Source organism: Thermostichus sp. MS-CIW-30, assembly GCF_054058015.1.
Window position 1 is genome coordinate 68,111 of the sequence record NZ_JBSRZW010000004.1, and the last position, 16,585, is coordinate 84,695.

Annotated in this window: 17 protein-coding genes and 1 pseudogene; 15 read left to right on the top strand and 3 right to left on the bottom strand. The window is 59.3% G+C overall.

Annotation, left to right across the window (positions count from 1 at the left end):
• Nucleotides 1-89 precede the first annotated feature (89 nt).
• The 8 genes and pseudogenes from ACVWXW_RS02850 (at nucleotide 90) to ACVWXW_RS02885 (ending at nucleotide 4,794) form a co-directional block, all read left to right on the top strand.
• Entirely contained in the window at nucleotides 90-1,283 is a 1,194-nt protein-coding gene (locus ACVWXW_RS02850; RefSeq protein WP_041437268.1) for a metallophosphoesterase, read from the top strand.
• A gap of 207 nt (nucleotides 1,284-1,490) precedes the next feature.
• Nucleotides 1,491-1,801, top strand: a pseudogene (locus tag ACVWXW_RS02855) (zinc ribbon domain-containing protein); the annotation flags it as partial.
• 5 nt (nucleotides 1,802-1,806) lie between these two features.
• Entirely contained in the window at nucleotides 1,807-2,010 is a 204-nt protein-coding gene (locus ACVWXW_RS02860) for a hypothetical protein (protein WP_414408983.1), read from the top strand.
• Between the two features lie 93 nt (nucleotides 2,011-2,103).
• Nucleotides 2,104-2,448 carry an ArsR/SmtB family transcription factor gene (locus ACVWXW_RS02865; protein WP_414330075.1) on the top strand — a complete coding sequence of 115 codons (345 nt, stop codon included), beginning with the start codon at nucleotides 2,104-2,106 and terminating at the stop codon, nucleotides 2,446-2,448.
• A gap of 247 nt (nucleotides 2,449-2,695) precedes the next feature.
• On the top strand, nucleotides 2,696-2,947 hold the full coding sequence (locus ACVWXW_RS02870; protein WP_457402671.1) for a hypothetical protein: 252 nt from the start codon (nucleotides 2,696-2,698) through the stop codon (nucleotides 2,945-2,947).
• 113 nt (nucleotides 2,948-3,060) lie between these two features.
• Nucleotides 3,061-3,606, top strand: coding sequence for a DUF3110 domain-containing protein (locus ACVWXW_RS02875; protein WP_457402673.1), 546 nt, complete (start codon nucleotides 3,061-3,063; stop codon nucleotides 3,604-3,606).
• 41 nt (nucleotides 3,607-3,647) lie between these two features.
• Nucleotides 3,648-4,373 (top strand): hypothetical protein, encoded by a 726-nt coding sequence (locus ACVWXW_RS02880; protein WP_457402675.1) that lies wholly within the window; start codon nucleotides 3,648-3,650, stop codon nucleotides 4,371-4,373.
• Between the two features lie 31 nt (nucleotides 4,374-4,404).
• Entirely contained in the window at nucleotides 4,405-4,794 is a 390-nt protein-coding gene (locus ACVWXW_RS02885; protein ID WP_414357066.1) for a hypothetical protein, read from the top strand.
• 24 nt (nucleotides 4,795-4,818) lie between these two features.
• On the opposite strand, the gene ACVWXW_RS02890 is transcribed toward ACVWXW_RS02885, so the two are convergent.
• From ACVWXW_RS02890 to larE, 3 genes are all read right to left on the bottom strand, one after another.
• A complete protein-coding gene (locus tag ACVWXW_RS02890; protein WP_457402739.1) occupies nucleotides 4,819-5,103 on the bottom strand; it encodes a DUF1830 domain-containing protein in 285 nt (94 codons plus the stop codon).
• A 278-nt stretch (nucleotides 5,104-5,381) separates the two neighbouring features.
• Nucleotides 5,382-7,214, bottom strand: a complete 1,833-nt coding sequence (locus ACVWXW_RS02895; protein ID WP_457402677.1) for a DUF3769 domain-containing protein — start codon at nucleotides 7,212-7,214, stop codon at nucleotides 5,382-5,384.
• Nucleotides 7,215-7,266: 52 nt separating this feature from the next.
• Nucleotides 7,267-8,187: an ATP-dependent sacrificial sulfur transferase LarE gene (larE, locus tag ACVWXW_RS02900; RefSeq protein WP_457402679.1), complete on the bottom strand. Its 921-nt coding sequence runs from the start codon at nucleotides 8,185-8,187 to the stop codon at nucleotides 7,267-7,269.
• Between the two features lie 468 nt (nucleotides 8,188-8,655).
• On the opposite strand from larE, the gene ebsA reads away from it, so the two are divergent.
• The 7 genes from ebsA to ACVWXW_RS02935 all read left to right on the top strand — a co-directional run bounded on the left by ebsA (nucleotide 8,656) and on the right by ACVWXW_RS02935 (nucleotide 16,454).
• On the top strand, nucleotides 8,656-9,027 hold the full coding sequence (ebsA, locus tag ACVWXW_RS02905; protein WP_414343182.1) for a type IV pilus biogenesis protein EbsA: 372 nt from the start codon (nucleotides 8,656-8,658) through the stop codon (nucleotides 9,025-9,027).
• The gene (cimA, locus tag ACVWXW_RS02910) at nucleotides 9,017-10,735 is read left to right on the top strand and encodes a citramalate synthase (protein ID WP_457402681.1); all 1,719 of its coding nucleotides are present in this window, start codon (nucleotides 9,017-9,019) and stop codon (nucleotides 10,733-10,735) included. The genes ebsA and cimA overlap by 11 nt, the downstream gene beginning before the upstream one ends.
• Before the next feature lie 17 nt (nucleotides 10,736-10,752).
• Entirely contained in the window at nucleotides 10,753-11,469 is a 717-nt protein-coding gene (coaE, locus tag ACVWXW_RS02915) for a dephospho-CoA kinase (RefSeq protein ID WP_457402741.1), read from the top strand.
• 36 nt (nucleotides 11,470-11,505) lie between these two features.
• On the top strand, nucleotides 11,506-12,009 hold the full coding sequence (locus ACVWXW_RS02920) for a hypothetical protein (RefSeq protein ID WP_457402682.1): 504 nt from the start codon (nucleotides 11,506-11,508) through the stop codon (nucleotides 12,007-12,009).
• 122 nt (nucleotides 12,010-12,131) lie between these two features.
• A complete protein-coding gene (locus ACVWXW_RS02925) occupies nucleotides 12,132-14,465 on the top strand; it encodes a DNA polymerase III subunit gamma/tau (protein ID WP_457402743.1) in 2,334 nt (777 codons plus the stop codon).
• A gap of 53 nt (nucleotides 14,466-14,518) precedes the next feature.
• Nucleotides 14,519-15,058: a hypothetical protein gene (locus ACVWXW_RS02930; RefSeq protein ID WP_457402684.1), complete on the top strand. Its 540-nt coding sequence runs from the start codon at nucleotides 14,519-14,521 to the stop codon at nucleotides 15,056-15,058.
• Nucleotides 15,059-15,599: 541 nt separating this feature from the next.
• Nucleotides 15,600-16,454, top strand: coding sequence for a PD-(D/E)XK nuclease family protein (locus tag ACVWXW_RS02935; protein ID WP_457402686.1), 855 nt, complete (start codon nucleotides 15,600-15,602; stop codon nucleotides 16,452-16,454).
• The last annotated feature ends 131 nt before the right edge of the window (nucleotides 16,455-16,585 follow it).

The following is a 16,585-nucleotide window of genomic DNA, read 5'->3' on the forward strand; positions in this document are numbered from 1 at the left end:
AGCCGAGTCCAGGCCGTGCGCAGATGGAAGAGCCCAACATCAGCCTTTTGATTTTCTACAATACCGCTGGAGTGTTGGGGGCAAAGATCATGCAGCGGCGCAAGGTAATTCTGGGTTTGTTGGGGTTGGCCAGCAGCAGTGGATTGGCAGGAGCCTATTGGGCCAGTCGGCAGCAGCCCTCTCATCTAGCCCCAGGGATGGGATCCCCTAGAGCCGCTCTCCCCTCTCCTACCCCCCAGCCCACCCCCACCGTCGTCCCCCATCCAGATGCCCCCCATGGCCTCTACATCCCCCCCCGCCGAGATCTGCGCCTCTTGGTCATCAGTGACATGAACGGCATCTACGGCTCGGTGGAATACGACCCAGAGGTGGATCGGGGCATCGGCCTCATCCCCTATCTTCAGCCGGATATTGTTTTGGGAGGAGGAGATATGGTGGCCGGTCAGGATCCCCGCCTGTCGGAGGAGCGCATTCGCGCCATGTGGGCAGCCTTCGACCGGCATGTGGCTGGCCCAATCCGTGCGGCCAAACTTCCCTACGGCTTTACCTTGGGCAATCACGATGCTTCCTGTGCCCGCACCACGCGGGGCGGCTTTCTCTTTCAAAAAGAACGGGATCTGGCCCGCGAGTTTTGGAACGATCCGGCCCACGACCCAGGTTTGAACTTTGTGGATCGGGGGGACTTTCCCTTCTACTACACCTTTGAAAAAGACGATGTGTTTTACCTAGTCTGGGATGCCACCTGCAATTACATCCCGCCCGAACAAATGGCCTGGGCGGAAGCGGCTCTGGCCAGCGAACGGGCTCAGAAGGCCAAGTTGCGCATTGTCATCGGCCATCTGCCCCTCTACGCCATCACTGTCGGGCGCGACGATCCGGGAGAAGTGCTGCTGGAGGCGGATGCCAAACGGGCTCTGCTGGAGAAGTACCGCGTCCACACCTACATCAGCGGCCACGACCACGGCTACTACCCTGGCCACAAAGGGCAACTGCAACTGCTTCACTGCGGCATTCTCGGCTCTGGCCCTCGTCCCCTCTTGGGCAGCCCTCTGCCCCCCCGCAAGACCCTCACCCTTATCGACGTGGATTTCGAGAGCCCAGATGTTACCTATTACACTACCTATCACATGCGGGATCTGAGCGTGATCGACCAAGCAGAGCTGCCCCGTTTCATCACTGGGCACAATGGCTTGGTGCTGCGCCGCGACGTCAATTGGGACAACCTCACCCCCCAAGAAATCGCCACCTGCCAAGCTCGTATTGGATCCCTGTGTCGGGATTAACGTCTCCGTCTTGGCAAAAGATTGATGAGCCGTTTGTAGATGCTCTCGCGAGGGTTCTGCACACTTCGCGAGCAGCCCAGGCTTTTCAACAGATGATTCAAAGCAGCTTTTTCCAGCAACACCAGCCATAGCCGGTGCAACTGTGTCTCTCGCATAACGGATCCCAGTGATTGATTTCAGCGAAACTGTGGAGAGCTTGTGAAGAAAGTGGTAACTGTACCACCGGCCTATACCTCACAGACTTGCCACAAATGCTTGCCCATTCATCCCGACTCTGGTAAGTCGTACCGGGATGGGAAGGGATTTAAGTGCGGGCATTGTGGTTGGGAAGGGGATGCTGATTTTAACGGTGCAAATGTGATTGCGCTTTTGGGGGCTGCTGTAAACCAGCCTAGAGGTCAAGCCTACGGCTCGCTTCGCGAACGTGGTTGGCTTGCCAACTACAGGGCTACCGTTCGCGCCAGCGGGCCGGAGGCCTTAAGCCTGCCCTGTACTGCGAAGCAGTCAGGGTCGGGTAGTTTACATGACCTATTTCCGAGAGCTGGACAAATCTTGGTACCTGACTCAAGCGGGCTTGGCGGAGTACCTCGATACCCTCAGCGAACTCACGGAACGCTTGGAAGGTTTGCAGTCTTTTGCGAATCTCTGTGAACAGGCCAATCAGAAAGATCCGTATCAACTGATCCCTTCTGAACCGGAAGGTCTGTATTTGCTTGCCTTCGAGTGAGATGCTGCCAAACTGGTTGATTGTCGCGCCTTTCCCCTGCCATCGAATCCATCAGCAGCCGCAGCGCAAAACTCCTGCTACCCTGGTTGGATGATGGTTTCGTTCCTGGTTGAGGTAGAGGGGAATTTGACAGATGAGCAGGTGCGGGAGGGATTCCACGCCCTCTCTGACCCGATTCGTCTGCGCGTGCTGCAACTGCTGCAGGGGCGTGAGTTGTGTGTTTGTGATCTCTGCGAGGAGCTGAAGGTGAGCCAATCCAAGCTCTCGTTTCACCTAAAAACCCTGCGGGATGCGAAATTGGTCAATGCTCGCCAGCAGGGGCGCTGGATTTACTACAGCCTCAACCCACCCGGTTTTCAGCTCCTGCAGCATTTTTTGGATAGATTGGGGCAAGCTGGCCCTGTCAAGGCCGCAGTTCCCTGTGTGGAAGACCTCTAAGGCGAGCAGGGATCCCAAAATGTCCCTAGAAAAACTGTCGGATCCCGCCCTTGTACATTCCGAAGACGGGCTTGCTGCAACACAAGAAATTACAGATGTGAATGGTGTTCCCTGCTGGCAACCCCAGGGATCCCGGCGGGTCAACTCGGAGAAAATGAGGATCCCATCTCCTAAAATCCATCAAAGTTCCCTGACACCGGCTCCCCTGTTGCTTAGTTAGGATTGATACAAGAGAGGTGGGAACAACATGATACGTGAACAGCGAGAAGAGTTGGAACGCATCCACCGAGCACACCTGTGGAATCGTCTCAAAGAGCGGGTGAAACGCGCCCAGTTAAATCCATCTCTGCTGGCTTTGCTGGCACGAGAGGCTTTTGAGTTGGGCTTTCCCCTTCCCTCTTTATCCGACCAACCCAAAGCCGATTCCCCTGCCGAGCAGCCAAAAGATGGAAGTAATCATCGCCGCACAAGGCCTCCGGCCCGCTGGCGCGAACGGTGAGCCCACCCTCTCGTCTGGCCGAGAAAACGGGCAGCCACGATCATCGCAGAACTTCTCTCCAGGGACTCTCAGAACAGCTAGTCTAGGCAATGATTTTGAATAAATCAGAGCCCATGATGAACACCGCCGAAGCCCTTCAGATTCTCAACCTTCCGCCGGACGCAACCGAGCGGCAGATCCGGGGGCGACTGTTTCAGGAATACCAAACCCTCAGTACTGCCCTCGCAGAACTGGAGGACGAGCGACAAAGACCCTTGCTAGAGGCGCAACTGGCGCGGCTGAATGAGGCGCGGGATGTATTGCTTAGCGGGGGATCCCAGGCTGAGAAGGGTTTGTCTTGGGTCAGCCCAGGAGACTTGCCCCCCCAGGTGATCGTGCTGCTTTACCAAGCCAATGGGCAGGAGGGAATCTGCACGCGCCAGGTTGGGGGTCAAGATATCGTCATTGCTTTCGAGAGCTCGTTTGCGGCAAGAAAATATGCGCAGCGGTTGGCTCAACAGGGACTGCCCAAGCCCGTGGCAGAACGCTTTGACACGCAGGAGATCGTCGATTTTTGCCGCAGCGGAGGGTATGGGTTGATGGTGGTTCCGGCCAGCGAAACGCTGGAGCCCCTACAAGAAAGCACGGAAGCTGCCCGTGATTGGCAGGGCAGGTCTTGATGCCGTTTGGCCTCGATCCACTTGCGTTAAGGGTGCCCTCGATGATTAGTGTGGAACCGATCTCCGCGGACGAGTTTCGCCAGCTCATGGCCGCCGATCTGGACGCTTGCTGCGAGGCCTTTGATTTGCGGGCGGAGTACCTGCGTTTGCAGCAACAGCGGCTACGCTCCTGGGGCATGCTGGCCTTTGGTTTGATAGCAATAGCCTTGGTCATCTTCTTGGGGATGCGGGATCCCGGCTCTTGGGTGTCCTATGCCGCAGCTACCGGGATCCTACTGCTGCTCCTGTTGGGGATCCTGAGAGCCAACTTGCGCTTGGGAAAAAGCCTGCATCGCATCCGGCAGCGTTGGCAGGAGGCCCACCTGCTCAACAGCACCCCCGAGGTGATGAAGTTTGCCACCGATCTGGCCCGCAAAGTAAAAGACTACAACCACTGGGTCAACGAGCTCCAACAATCCCTGCAGGGGGGGCAGCATTGGCGGGATTTTCGGCAACTCAGTGAGGCTGAGCAAAAGTACATCCAGTCGCTGTTTTTGCAGGTGCGGGCCCAACTGGTGATGGCCCTACAGGTGTGCCGAGCTTTGATCGAGGATCCACAAGCCTCTGTGGCTCAGTATCTCAACCAAATGGTTGCCCGGGATCAGCAACTGCTGGAGCAGTTTACCGCCAAAAACCTGACCGCCAACCGCTACGTGACCTTGGCTCGCCAGCTATCTGTGCTGGAGGAAGATTTGCAAGCCCAGCTCAGAGCCTTGGGATCCCGATGATACCCTGTTGGAGGTGTCCAGCAGCGTACTCATGGGCAGTAGAGGCACTCGAAAATTGTACGGCCTGTTGCTTGCCGGCGGACTGGGCTTGCTGGGATGCGGGGATCCGAATGTACCCCTGACCCAACCGCCCCCCGATGCTTTTCGGGTCAGCACCCCACGGCCACCGCGCCTGGATCTCTATCCCACCCCACCACCCACGCCAACTCCTACGCCGACACCACCCCCCAGCTTGCTGGAGCTCACGGCCCGTTGGTTGGGGATCCCTTGGCCGCCCCAAGAGACCAGCCTGGTGAGATTGAGCGCCCGTTTCCTGGAGATCCCCCTACCTCCCAAGCCGCGCCGCTCCGCCAGCCCCTCACCTCAGCCTTCCCCCAGTTCGGAAAGAGAAGAGAGAAAGCAGCAAGGCCGCGAAACCTAGTCCGCACCCCTGGCCTCTGGAGATCTAGGCGCCCGCAGTCACCGGCTCCGTTTCTCGAACGCGCAGCTTTTCACAGGGGATGGTGTCTGCCAGAATGGAGCTGGCCATCATACCCGTGTGAATCTCTAGCTTGGCTCCAGGCACCGCTTCAAAGAGCAGCCGCTGGCCTGGAAAGACCACCCGCTCAAAGTACCAGTTTTCGATATTCGTGATGCGAACCACCTGAATGGAGCTGGTCGCATTGATGTAGCTACAGGTTATTCGCTCTGCTCGTTTTTTATCGGGGATTGCATCGAGTGTTTGCATAATTCAGATTACCAGCCCACGTTGCTCAGCCTATCATCTACCCTAACACCGTCTGGGGATCACTGCGGTAGTCTGCGATACGGCGATCCCAACTGGCAGAAATCAATCCTGGAAAAAATGACTTCTGTATTTTACCTTACTGTTTCGATTTCCAAGAGGGTTCTGCAATTCGAGGAAGATTTGAATTAGGATTTTTCCCCAATATGGGACAATTTCTCATAGAAAATCTCCACAGAGTAGTAGTCAGGATTACATTTTTCCGTTCCCTTGGAGTTTGGGGATCAGGGCTCTTGGATCCTCGATCCCGTCGTCGGCTGCGGCGAGGATTGGCCGGGATCCCAGTTCAGGCCCTCCACCCGCAGCTCCAGAGCCCCCGACTGGCGCACCGAATTGTACTGCAGGCTGAAGCCATAGGTGCGGCGGTCATAGCCCAGGCGATAGACGACATCCACCTGCTGGCCTGACTGCAAATCTACCGTCGTCTCTGCCCCCACCCGCAGCGGGCCGTACAGTTGTTGCAAAAAGCCCAGGACGAGCTGTTCCCGCGTGGTGATGCGGTCGAACAAAAATGGCGAGGCTCCGGCCAAAAAACCGTTGGAGTAGGTCACCCTCAGGTTGGTGTAGTCGAAGGTATCGGCCACAAAAGCCCCAATCACCGCATCAATGCCAATACTGCCGGCAGTATAGCTCTGGGCTCGGCCATTGGAGTAAAAAGACTGGCTGCTGCTCACACCGGTGCTGAGCCAGATCCCTTGCTCGATGGGCAGAGCGGAAAAGCGGGGTGGGGGATCCGCCGCCGTCTTGGGAGGGCTCCAGAGGGGAAAGGAGCGATTCAAGGTTGCCCCCAGTTGCAGGCGGGAGAGCTGAATGCGGTCGGTGGTGTTGGCTAAGGCCAACTCCGGATCCGTGTCGATTTCATCCGGCTGCCCCAAGGCATCAATGTAGTCGACGGCTATGCGGTAGCTGAGATCCAAGCCGGTATTCCCTAGGCGCAGGGTGGGTGAGCGGTAGCTGGCACCGAGGCGGTTTTCCACAATTTGAAACCCCAGGCGACCGCTGAAGAAGCGTTCCCGATAGGCGTAGGTGTAGGCGACTTCTCCACCATCGCCGGTGGTGATGCGGTGTTCGACCTGGGCTCGCAAGCGCTGAGCAAACTCCTGGAAGACGATCCCCCGCAGCTCGGCAAACAGCGAGGTTTGAGCGTTGGCTTCCGGTTGCCGCCAACGAAAATCGGCCCGCAGCCCGATCCCATCCAAAAGGCCCTGCTCACTGCCCCAAAGACGTTGTGGATACAGTTGCGGGGAGAGCACCAAGCTCACGTTGGGATCCCGCAGCAGCTCGAAGTTGGGTTGCAGGATCAGGCCCCGTCGCAATTCTTCTCGGTCGAAATCGTCGTAGAAGATGCTGACCGGAGGCTGACGGTTCAACGAGTCGAAGCGCAGCCGAATGGGCAGGGGCAGAAACAAGACCTGGTCGAAAACCAATTGCCCCGCCTCGGCAATCAGCAGGCTGGAACCATCTGCCTGAAGAGTGGAGGTCACCCGTGGGCTGCGAATCTCCAACTCCGGCGGATCCAGCGGGTCGTTGGTCAGCCGCACCTGTTCTCCTTCCCAGGTGGTGGCATCGAAGCGGATGCGAACGGCACGAAAGCGCACCAGCCGCTGCGGAGAGAGGGCGGCTGCCGGGGATCCACTGGCCTGCAACTGGCCAATATCCACCTGCCCGAAGGCCTCTTCCAAAAATCCCCGCTCTTGCTCAAAGTCGTATTCTAGGCGGGATCCCTGAATGCGCTGCCGATCCAGTTGAATAGAAACATTGCCCTCGGCCACAGCCCGCCGCTGTCGCAGCTCAATGCGCAGGCGATCCGCCCGCAACACAGAGCGGCCCAGCCGCATCTCCACATTGCCTTCTGCTTGGAAGACTTCCGCCCGTTGATCGAAGGTTTGCCGGTCAGAACGCAGCCGTAACGTTCGGTCGGCAACGGCGCTGAGGTCAGTCGTATCCATGGGCTGAGCGCCCCCCTTCTTCTGGGACTCCACCTGAGCCGCAGTAGGGCCGGCAACTGCCAACCCCAGCACCCCCAAGCAGAGCCAGAGCAACCGCAACCCTCTCATAATCACCCGGCGCAAAACTTCAACACAGATCCCCTACGGCTTCCCCAGCCCGCTAGCTTGTGGCCAACTGGGAAAGGTTGAGGACTCGGTTGAGCTTGCCGCTGCGGTAGCCCTCCAAATCGAGACTGACATAGAGATAGCCGAAGGATTTCAGGGCCTTGACCAGCGCTTCCAGATTGGTTTTCTGCACAAACTCCACGATCTGATCCGGAGGAAGTTCGATGCGGGCGGTGTCCTTCTCCGAGCGCACCCTGACCTGCCGCCAACCCAAGCTGCGCAAGTAGCGCTCCGCCGCTCCCACCCGACGCAGCTTCTCAGGGGTGATTGCCTCCCCGTAGGGAAAGCGAGAGCTGAGGCAGGGTTGGGCCGGTTTATCCCACCAAGACAGCCCCAGGTGGCGAGACAATTGCCGCACCTCCAGCTTGCTCATCCCCACCTCCGCCAAAGGGGAACGCACGCCGCGCTCCCGAGCTGCCTGTGTCCCCGGTCGGTAATCGGCCAGATCGTCGGCATTGAGGCCATCCACCACATGGTCATATCCCTGGGCTTGGGCCAACAGGCGCAAGGTATCGTGCAAGTGGCTTTTGCAGAAGTAACACCGGTTAACGGGGTTGGCGGCGTAGCTCGGATCCTCCAGCTCGTGGGTTTCGACGATCTGATGGCGGATCCCGATTTGCCGAGCCTGCTGAATTGCCTCCTCCAAATCTTCCGGCAGCAGCGAAGGAGAAGCAGCGGTGACGGCCAGGGCCCGCTCCCCCAGCTGATCGCAGGCCAACTTGGCCACCAGGCTGCTATCAACCCCCCCAGAGTAGGCCACCAAGACCTGCTCCATCTCGGCGAAGATCTGGACAAGCTGCTGGAACTTGCGCTGCAGGACGGGATCCCACTCCAGCAGGGGGTTGGCCGCTATTCCTCCCTCTCCGGGGGGGAGAGGGTCGAGACGAGAAGCGGTTGGGTCTTGGGTTGTGTTCATGAAGCCAGGAGATGCCAAACGTTTGGAGAACCAAGCAAGGGCACCGTCTCGCCACCGCCGGCAGGAGAAAAGCCGGTTGCTATCAGGGGCAGGGATCCCCCCTCTTTCTATTCTTTCCCAGAGATCCCCGACTTTCCAACGCTTCTCCCCAGCATGGGATGCGGGATCCCTCAAGGAAAAGTAGACAATTGGGCAATCTATCCGTAGTCCGCTCACCTGCTGTCGCGATGGTGCTATGCCTCCGGCACCCTACCGGGAACCGCACCGCTTCGCGATACGCTGAATGAAATGGGTTGCAGTGGCCCCTTATAATTTTTTCTGGGCTCTCTGCCGCAATTGACCTCACAGCTTTTTCCGGCGACACTTGCTACAGCCAATGCAGAGATATCTACTTGGTTATAGGGATCCCACCTATCTTGCAGAACTTCATGAAACTTAGAAAAAGCGGTACCCCTCTCCTAGCGCACCATGGCTTTGCAACTTGAACCCGCTAGCCCGCCAGAAGTGGCCGTTTATCAGCCCTATTACGCCGTTGCCCGCCGACAGTACCTAGCCCTCGCGGTGGGCCTCTACAAAAAAGCCAGCCTGGAAGGGCAGAGGGCCATCGAGGGGGAAGAGCCTGTCCGCTTCTTGGCCAGCTGGCATACGTCCCCGTTGCCTTCGGATCTGACGGTGGTTCAGGTCATCTTTGCTCAGGATGCAGATCTCACCTATCAGCTCTCCATCGCCAACTACGAGTTTGTGGATTATCTGATTGATGTCGTCTCTTTGGTGCAGCGCGGACAACAGCCGGATTTCTCCACCGCCTTTTACAAGAAACTGATGCGATATGAAGATTGATCTGGGTTGCTCAGCCACCATCACCCTCTACGACACCACATTGCGGGATGGGGCCCAGCGAGAGGGTCTATCGCTGTCGGTGCAAGACAAGTTACAGATTGCCAAGCTGCTGGATCGGCTGGGGATCCCGTTTATTGAAGGGGGCTGGCCAGGAGCCAATCCCAAGGATGTGCAGTTTTTCTGGCAGATGCGGGAAGAGCCCCTAGAGCAAGCCGAGCTGGTGGCTTTTTGTTCTACCCGCAAGCCGGGGCGGCGGGCGGCAGACGATCCCATGCTGCAGGCCATTTTGGCGGCGGGCACCCGCTATATAACCGTCTTCGGCAAGTCTTGGGATCTCCACGTCACCGAGGGCCTGGGCACCACGCTGCAGGAAAACCTGGCCATGATCCGCGACACCATTGCCTACTTGGGATCCCAGGGGCGGCGGGTCATCTACGATGCCGAGCACTGGTTCGACGCCTATCGCCACAACCCCGACTATGCCCTGCAAACCCTAGCGGCAGCGGCGGCGGCGGGGGCGGAGTGGCTGGTTCTCTGCGATACCAACGGCGGATCCCTGCCCCATGAGATCGCCCAGATTACCGCAGCCGTCTTGGCAGAATCCCATCACCTGCGGCATTTGCCTCTGGGCATTCACACCCACAACGACTCCGGCACTGCTGTGGCCAATGCCCTGGCGGCGGTGCAGGCAGGGGCGCGCATGGTTCAGGGCACTATCAACGGCTATGGGGAACGCTGCGGCAATGCCGACCTGTGCAGTGTCATCCCCAACCTGCAATTGAAGCTGGGCTATCGCTGTCTGCCGCAAGAGAAGCTGCAACACCTGACGGAGATCTCCCGCTCCATCAGCGAGGTGGTCAATTTGGCCCCGGATGACCATGCTCCGTTTGTGGGCCTATCGGCCTTTGCCCACAAGGGTGGGATCCACGTCAGCGCCGTTCAGAAAAACCCCCTCACCTACGAGCACATCGCCCCGGAGCAAGTGGGCAACTGTCGCCGCATTGTGGTCTCGGAACAGGCGGGGCTGAGCAACATCCTCCACAAAATGGCCGGATTCGGGATCCGGCTGGAGAAGTCGGATCCGCAGGTGCGCTTGATTTTGGAGCGGCTGAAAACCCTGGAGCTGCAGGGCTACCAGTTTGAGGCGGCTGAGGCCAGCTTTGAGCTGTTGGTGAGGGGCTTGCTGGGACAACGCTCCCATCCTTTTGAGGTGCTCAGCTTCAACGTGACGACCACCACACGCTCCGATTGGAACAGCAAAGACCGGGATCCCAGTGGCGAAGCAACGGATGTGCAATCGTTGGCAGCGGTGAAAATCGCGGTGCAGGGGCAGACTCGGGTGACGGCGGCGGAAGGCAATGGGCCGGTGGCCGCTCTGGATGGGGCGTTGCGCAAGGCGCTGCTGGAGTTCTATCCCCAACTGGAGGCGATTCACCTGTCTGATTACAAGGTGCGCATTTTGGATGGGCGAGCCGGCACCTCGGCCAAAACGCGCGTGCTGGTGGAGTTTAGCGACGGTCACCGCCGTTGGACAACGGTGGGGGTTTCCACCAACATCATCGAGGCCTCCTGTCGGGCTTTGGTGGAGGGCTTTGAGTATAGCCTGCTGCCGCCCAGCTCTCCTTTGCCGGCTGCGGCAGAGCACCGTTCTAACGACTCCGTCCGAGTAGCGCAAACGGCAATGGCCGCACCAGCGGCCTCTTCTTGACTATGGCCTACAGCTCGATGAGGATCATCGGCCTGACGGGCGGAGTGGGCACGGGCAAATCCACGGTGGCCCGCATCCTGGAGCAGCACGGGATCCCGGTGGCCGATGCCGATCAAATGGCCCGCCAGGCCTTGGCGGTGGGATCCCCTATTCGAGACAGGGTGCTGGAACGCTATGGGAAGGCCATCCAAACACCCTCCGGGGATCTGGATCGCCGGCGGTTGGGCCAGATCGTGTTTGCAGATGCCGCTGAGCGGGCTTGGCTAGAGGCCCAAATCCACCCTTTTGTTAAAGCTCAACTGCAAGATTTTCTGTCCGCGTTGGCGGAGCAGAGCTCTAAAGTCCATGGGGTGCCGCTTGAGGAAGAGCCTGCCTCCCAAAAGCGTAGCGGGGTAGGATTTTCTTCTGGGCAGGGATCCCAAACCGTTTGTCTGATGATCCCGTTGCTGTTTGAAGCCCACATGGAAAATTGGGCCAGCGAGATTTGGGTGGTGACTTGCACCCCAGAGCAGCAGCGGCAACGCCTTGCCCGCCGGGATCCCCTGACGCCGGAAGAAATCGAAGCTCGCATCGCCAGCCAGTGGCCTTTGGCGGAAAAAGTGCGCCGTGCCGATGTGGTGCTGGACAACTCCGGATCCCTGGCTGAGCTGGAAGCCCAGGTGAAGCAAGCTTTGGCGTCGGCGGGCCAGAGGCCATTTGCCTCACCCCCGCGGGCCGGATACAGTGACGGGTAGGGGATCCCCTACGCCCCGGTGGGACGGAGGGTAGCCATGTACGGGTGGGTTGAGGGAGAAACGATGCAGGAAGCAGGCTGCGTTGGCGAGACGGAGTTTGCTCAAGCTCTGGCTGCGCGGGAGCAGGAAATCCAGCTTTTGCGAGAGCGCAATCGCATCTTGCAGGGCCAGGTAGACCTTCTGGAGCTGCGCCAAGAAAAGCAACACCGACAAATTCGCAGCTATGAGGCGGAGATTGAGCAGCTTTACCAAGAGAAGCAGTTGCTGGAGCAGATGATTCAAGAGTTGCCAGAGCTCTACCGGCGCAAGCTGCAAGCCCGCCTGCAGCCCATCCGCCAGCGCATCGCCGCCATCCAGGCAGAGAATCGCCAGCTCAGGAAGGAGGTGTATCAGCTCAGCTACCGCGTGCAGCACATAGATCAGCTCGACTCGCCCGGCTGGAGAGTGCAACTGCCCCAGCTTCCCTCTCTGCGTCGCCGGGATCCCAAGTCCTCAGCGGAGCGGAGCACAAAAGCTCTGCCCGCCCAGCCCCACTCTTGATGGGCAAAGAGGGATCCCGCCATCGAGAAGCCAGAATAGGGGAGCCCCGGTGGGATCGCGTCAGCAGAGCAGAGCTCTTGCGCGGTTCCGGTTGGGGCGCTGCTTGCTTGGAGATCCCGGAAATGGCCACCGCTGGCAACTATGAACCCCTGCATTTAAAATACCGCCCGCAGCGCTTTGCCGATGTGGTCGGCCAAGGAGCGGTGGTGCAAACGCTGGCCAATGCCATCCGGCTGGGGCGGGTGGCACCTGCCTATTTGTTCTGCGGGCCGAGGGGCACGGGAAAAACCTCCAGCGCCCGCATCTTGGCCAAGTCCTTGAATTGTGAACAGGGGCCGACGCCGGATCCCTGCCAGGCGTGCAGCCAATGCCGCGCCATCACTGCGGGAGCCTCCCTGGATGTTCTCGAGATTGACGCGGCCAGCAACACCGGCGTAGACAACATCCGCGAGCTGATCGAGCGGGCCCAGTTTGCCCCGGTGAACAGCCGCTACAAAGTCTATGTCATCGACGAGTGCCACATGCTCAGCAATGCGGCCTTCAACGCCTTGCTGAAAACTCTTGAAGAGCCGCCCCCCCGCGTGGTATTTGTCCTGGCCACCACTGACCCGCAGCGGGTTTTGCCCACCATTGTTTCCCGCTGTCAGCGGTTTGACTTCCGCCGCATCCCCCTCGACGACATGGTGGCCCACCTGGGCAAGATCGCCGCCCAAGAAGGGATCCCTATCACGCCGGAGGCGCTGCAACTGGTGGCCCAACTTTCCCAAGGGGGCCTGAGGGACGCCGAACGCCTGCTGGACCAGCTCAGCCTCTTGGAAGGATCCATCACCCCGGAGGCGGTTTGGGACTTGGTGGGCGGGATCCCGGAACAGCAGCTTTTGGCTCTGATGGATGCGCTGCTGGCTCAGGATGTGCAGGCGGTGCTCAGCCAAACTCGGCAATTGTTGGAGCGGGGCAAAGAGCCCTTAGCCCTGTTGCAGAACTTGGTGGCCCTTTACCGGGATCTGCTGCTGGTCAAGACAGCCCCCCAGCAACGGGAGTTGGTGGCTGTAACGGACTCCACCTGGGCAGCCCTGCAGCAACGGGCCCCTCGCTACTCGGTGGAGATACTGCTGGCAGCCCAGAGCCATCTGCGCCAGTGTGAGCCGCAAATTCGTCAAAGCGGACAGCCCCAACTGTGGTTGGAAATTGCCCTAGTGGATCTGCTGGGCCAGCTGCGCCCAAGCATGGTGGCTGAGGATTCAGCGGAACGGAGTCCTTTCCCAGCCCTTGACCTATCTCCTGCACCCCAGAGAACTCCCCCGGACGGGACAGCCCCTCCGGCCCCTGCTGCGACCATCAGCCCATCAAGCCCATCAACTGTTGGTGAGATAGATGAATTAACTGTTGGGCCTTCAGCCTCCCCTGCTGTTGCGTCGAGCCAGAAGGCAGATCGCGCTACTCGGACGGAGTCCTCGGAGCAGCCCAGAGAACCGGCAAGGGACGCCGCCACAGTCAAGCTGCTGCGCCCCCACTGGGACGAGTTCCTCAAGCGCCTCTCTCCCCTCACCAAGGCTCTGATGGGATCCGGCCACCTGCACCAAGAGACTCCTGAAGCAATTACCCTCGCCTTTCCCAGCAAGGGTCTGGTGGAAAAAGTGCGCAGCAAAGAAGCCGAACTGCGGTCGGTGCTCCACAACCTGCTGCAGCGCCCTGTGCAGCTCAACTTGATTGTGCAGCGGGGGCCGGATGTTTCCATTCGCGTCAGCGGTGCGGAGTCCTCGGCACTGCTCAGCCGAGAAACAGACCTGCCCCCCGCCCCCGTGGCCCCGGATCCTGTCACCACGCCGGGGTTGCAGAGCGATAGCACCAACAGTCGTGCTTCCTCAAGGGAGCCCAGAGCAGAACCGCAGAGCCACGGCCTTGCCCGGCGACAGCAACATTCCCCTTCTGACTCCAGCCCACCTTCGCCAGAGCCTGAGCGGGACAATCCTATGGGTGGCCCCAAGGTGGCCGGCTTGGCAACCCAAGGACTTTCTCCCGCCGGTGCGAACAAAGTGCTCCGCACCGCTGTCGCGACCGATTCTCCAAGTCGTGCAGAGCGCCGCGACACCCTGCACGGTGGGCAGTCCTTCGAGCTAACCCAGGAGCTGGCGGAGATTGCCCGCCGTTTTGCCGACCACTTCAACGGCAGCTTGGTGGATTTGGAAGGGGTGTTGGGGGCTGACGTGACGGGATCCACGGAAGAGCTCTCCTCAATAGAGGCTATAGAAGCCGAGGGATCCCCTGACCTGCTCTCCGGTGAGACCTACGGCTCGCCAACAGGAGCAGAGCCGTCCGCGTCAGCGGGGCGGAGTCCTCATCCCGTAGACTTTCCCAATGCAGTAAGGAATCCGTCCTACCGGCGTGAGCAGTCTTCTCAGCTTGCCGTTCGCCTCAGCGGGACGGAGTCCTTGGAGGAGGAGGTGCCTTTTTAAGCGCTATCTAGCGCTATCTTAAGTTTGATAAAGCCAGCCTCATCTTGCCGACGATGACCTTCCCCATCTCCCCCCTAATTCGCTACGCTGTGCAGGCTCTGTACTGGGGACTGGTTCTGCCCCTACCCATCCTGCTGGCTCGGCAACAGGCAACACCTCTTGAGCTGGGATCCCTTTGGATTGCTCTGCTGCTGGGATGGGGGGTAGTCCTGGGATCCCTGAGCCAGCAGATTCAGTTGGACGAAGAGGGCATGCAGGCCACCTACCCCAGTTGGGTGCCGCCTTTTGTGCGGCAGGAGTGGCAGATCCGGTGGGCCGATATCGAGCGCATTGAGCCCCGCTCCACCAGCCAGGGTGGTATGGTGTATTACTTGGTCAGCCGAGGGGGGGATCGCGTACTTTTGCCGATGCGGGTGACCAGGTTCAAGCAGCTGTTGGCTGAGATTCGACGGCACGCTCAACTGGAGATTGGCGGGCTGCGCCCCTACGTTCAGCCTTGGATGTACGGGCTCCTAGGATGTTTTGCTCTGCTTCTGTTGCTCTGGGATGGGATGGTCGCCATCTGGGTCTGGGCAAGTCCGGTGGGAACCTAGCGCAACCACAGACGGTTCCGGGTCTAGCCATCCCGACAGGGATCCCAGCTCCAGCGGGCGGTTGCAGTCCAGCTCCCGCCCACGCCCTTCTGCGCAAGCGTTGCGGAGCAGCAGGATGGAAATTTGGAGCAGGTTGGAAATGAGCTGATACATTTACGCTGAACACTGCTGAACATCACTGTTCAACTATGCAGCGATAGCATTCTGTTTGTTTCCATTCGCGTTAGCGGGACGGAGTCCAAACAGAATGGCGGTATCCCGCAAAGCTTTGAGTAGAATACCCAAAGCGCAGTTTCCGTGTCGTCTTACTACCAATTTTCTGCTTTGCTTTGGCTACCATGTTGGCAGACTCGAAAGTAAACAGAAAGATCAACTGGTAGTAATCCGTACTGAACATATTATACATTATTTTCAGTATAGTTGAGCTTATTATTGACTAGAGTCATGCTCCTCCGCTGGGCGACCCCTGGTGGCGGTGGGGGTATCCTGAGAGCAGTGGAACTTAGCCCCCTCTTGCCAGCTCTTCCCCTTCGCGACAGCGGTGCGGAGCACTTTGTCTGGGATCCCTGCTGCCCCTTCTCTGGAGAGGTTGAGTTTTGAGCAGGTCAACCTCTCCGCCTCTTCACTGGCCCTGCTGGACCATTGCCCCCGCCTGTTTCGCTATGTGTACCTGGAGCGGTTGATCTGGCCCGCTGCCAGTGTTTTTGAGCACGAGCTGGAGCAGAGGCGCGGACGGCAGTTTCACCGTTTGGTGGAGTGGCACAGCCGCGGGCGGCAGGTGGAGCCGCGTTTGTCCGGCCTGGATGAAGGGGTGCAGCAGTGGTGGCAGGTGTTCTTGGCCAGCTCCCATGCCCATCCCCAGGGACGGGTGTTGGCGGAGTTGCCCCTGTGGCAACGGATTGAGGGCTTTAAGTTGATAGCCCGTTTGGATCGGCTGGTGATTATCCCCGGATCCCTGCACATCCTGGACTGGAAAACTGAGCGTCAACGTCCTCGCGATGAACAGTTGGCCCAAGACTGGCAGGTGCGCCTTTACCCTCTGCTGCTCTGCGAGGTGGCCCAGCAGCTGCCCCTGGAAGGCCCTTTTGAGCCGGAGCAGGTGCAACTGACCTTTTGGTATGTGCAACATCCGCAGCAGCCCTTCCACCGGTATTACAGCGCCGCCGCCTATGAGCAAGACCTGGCCCACCTAAGAGCCACTCTGAACCACCTGCGGCAACTGGAGGCGCAAGACTTTCCCATGACCCCCCACACTGAGCGCTGCAACAGTTGTCTGTTTCGCTCCCGCTGCCATGGGCTGCTACCGGAAGGGATCCCTTCCCAAGACCTCACAGATTGGGTTTGGCCCATGCAAGAGCCTGCGCCGCCTGAGGATCCCATCCCTGATACCTATTGAGGGCCGGGGCAGGAGCTGTTTTGGCAGCAACCCATGCATACCCTATTATGGGGTCGTTCGCGATAGCGAGACGGAGTCCTTTGTTCCCAACGTTTCCCATCTGGAAAGGCTACGGCCAGGGATCCCCGGTT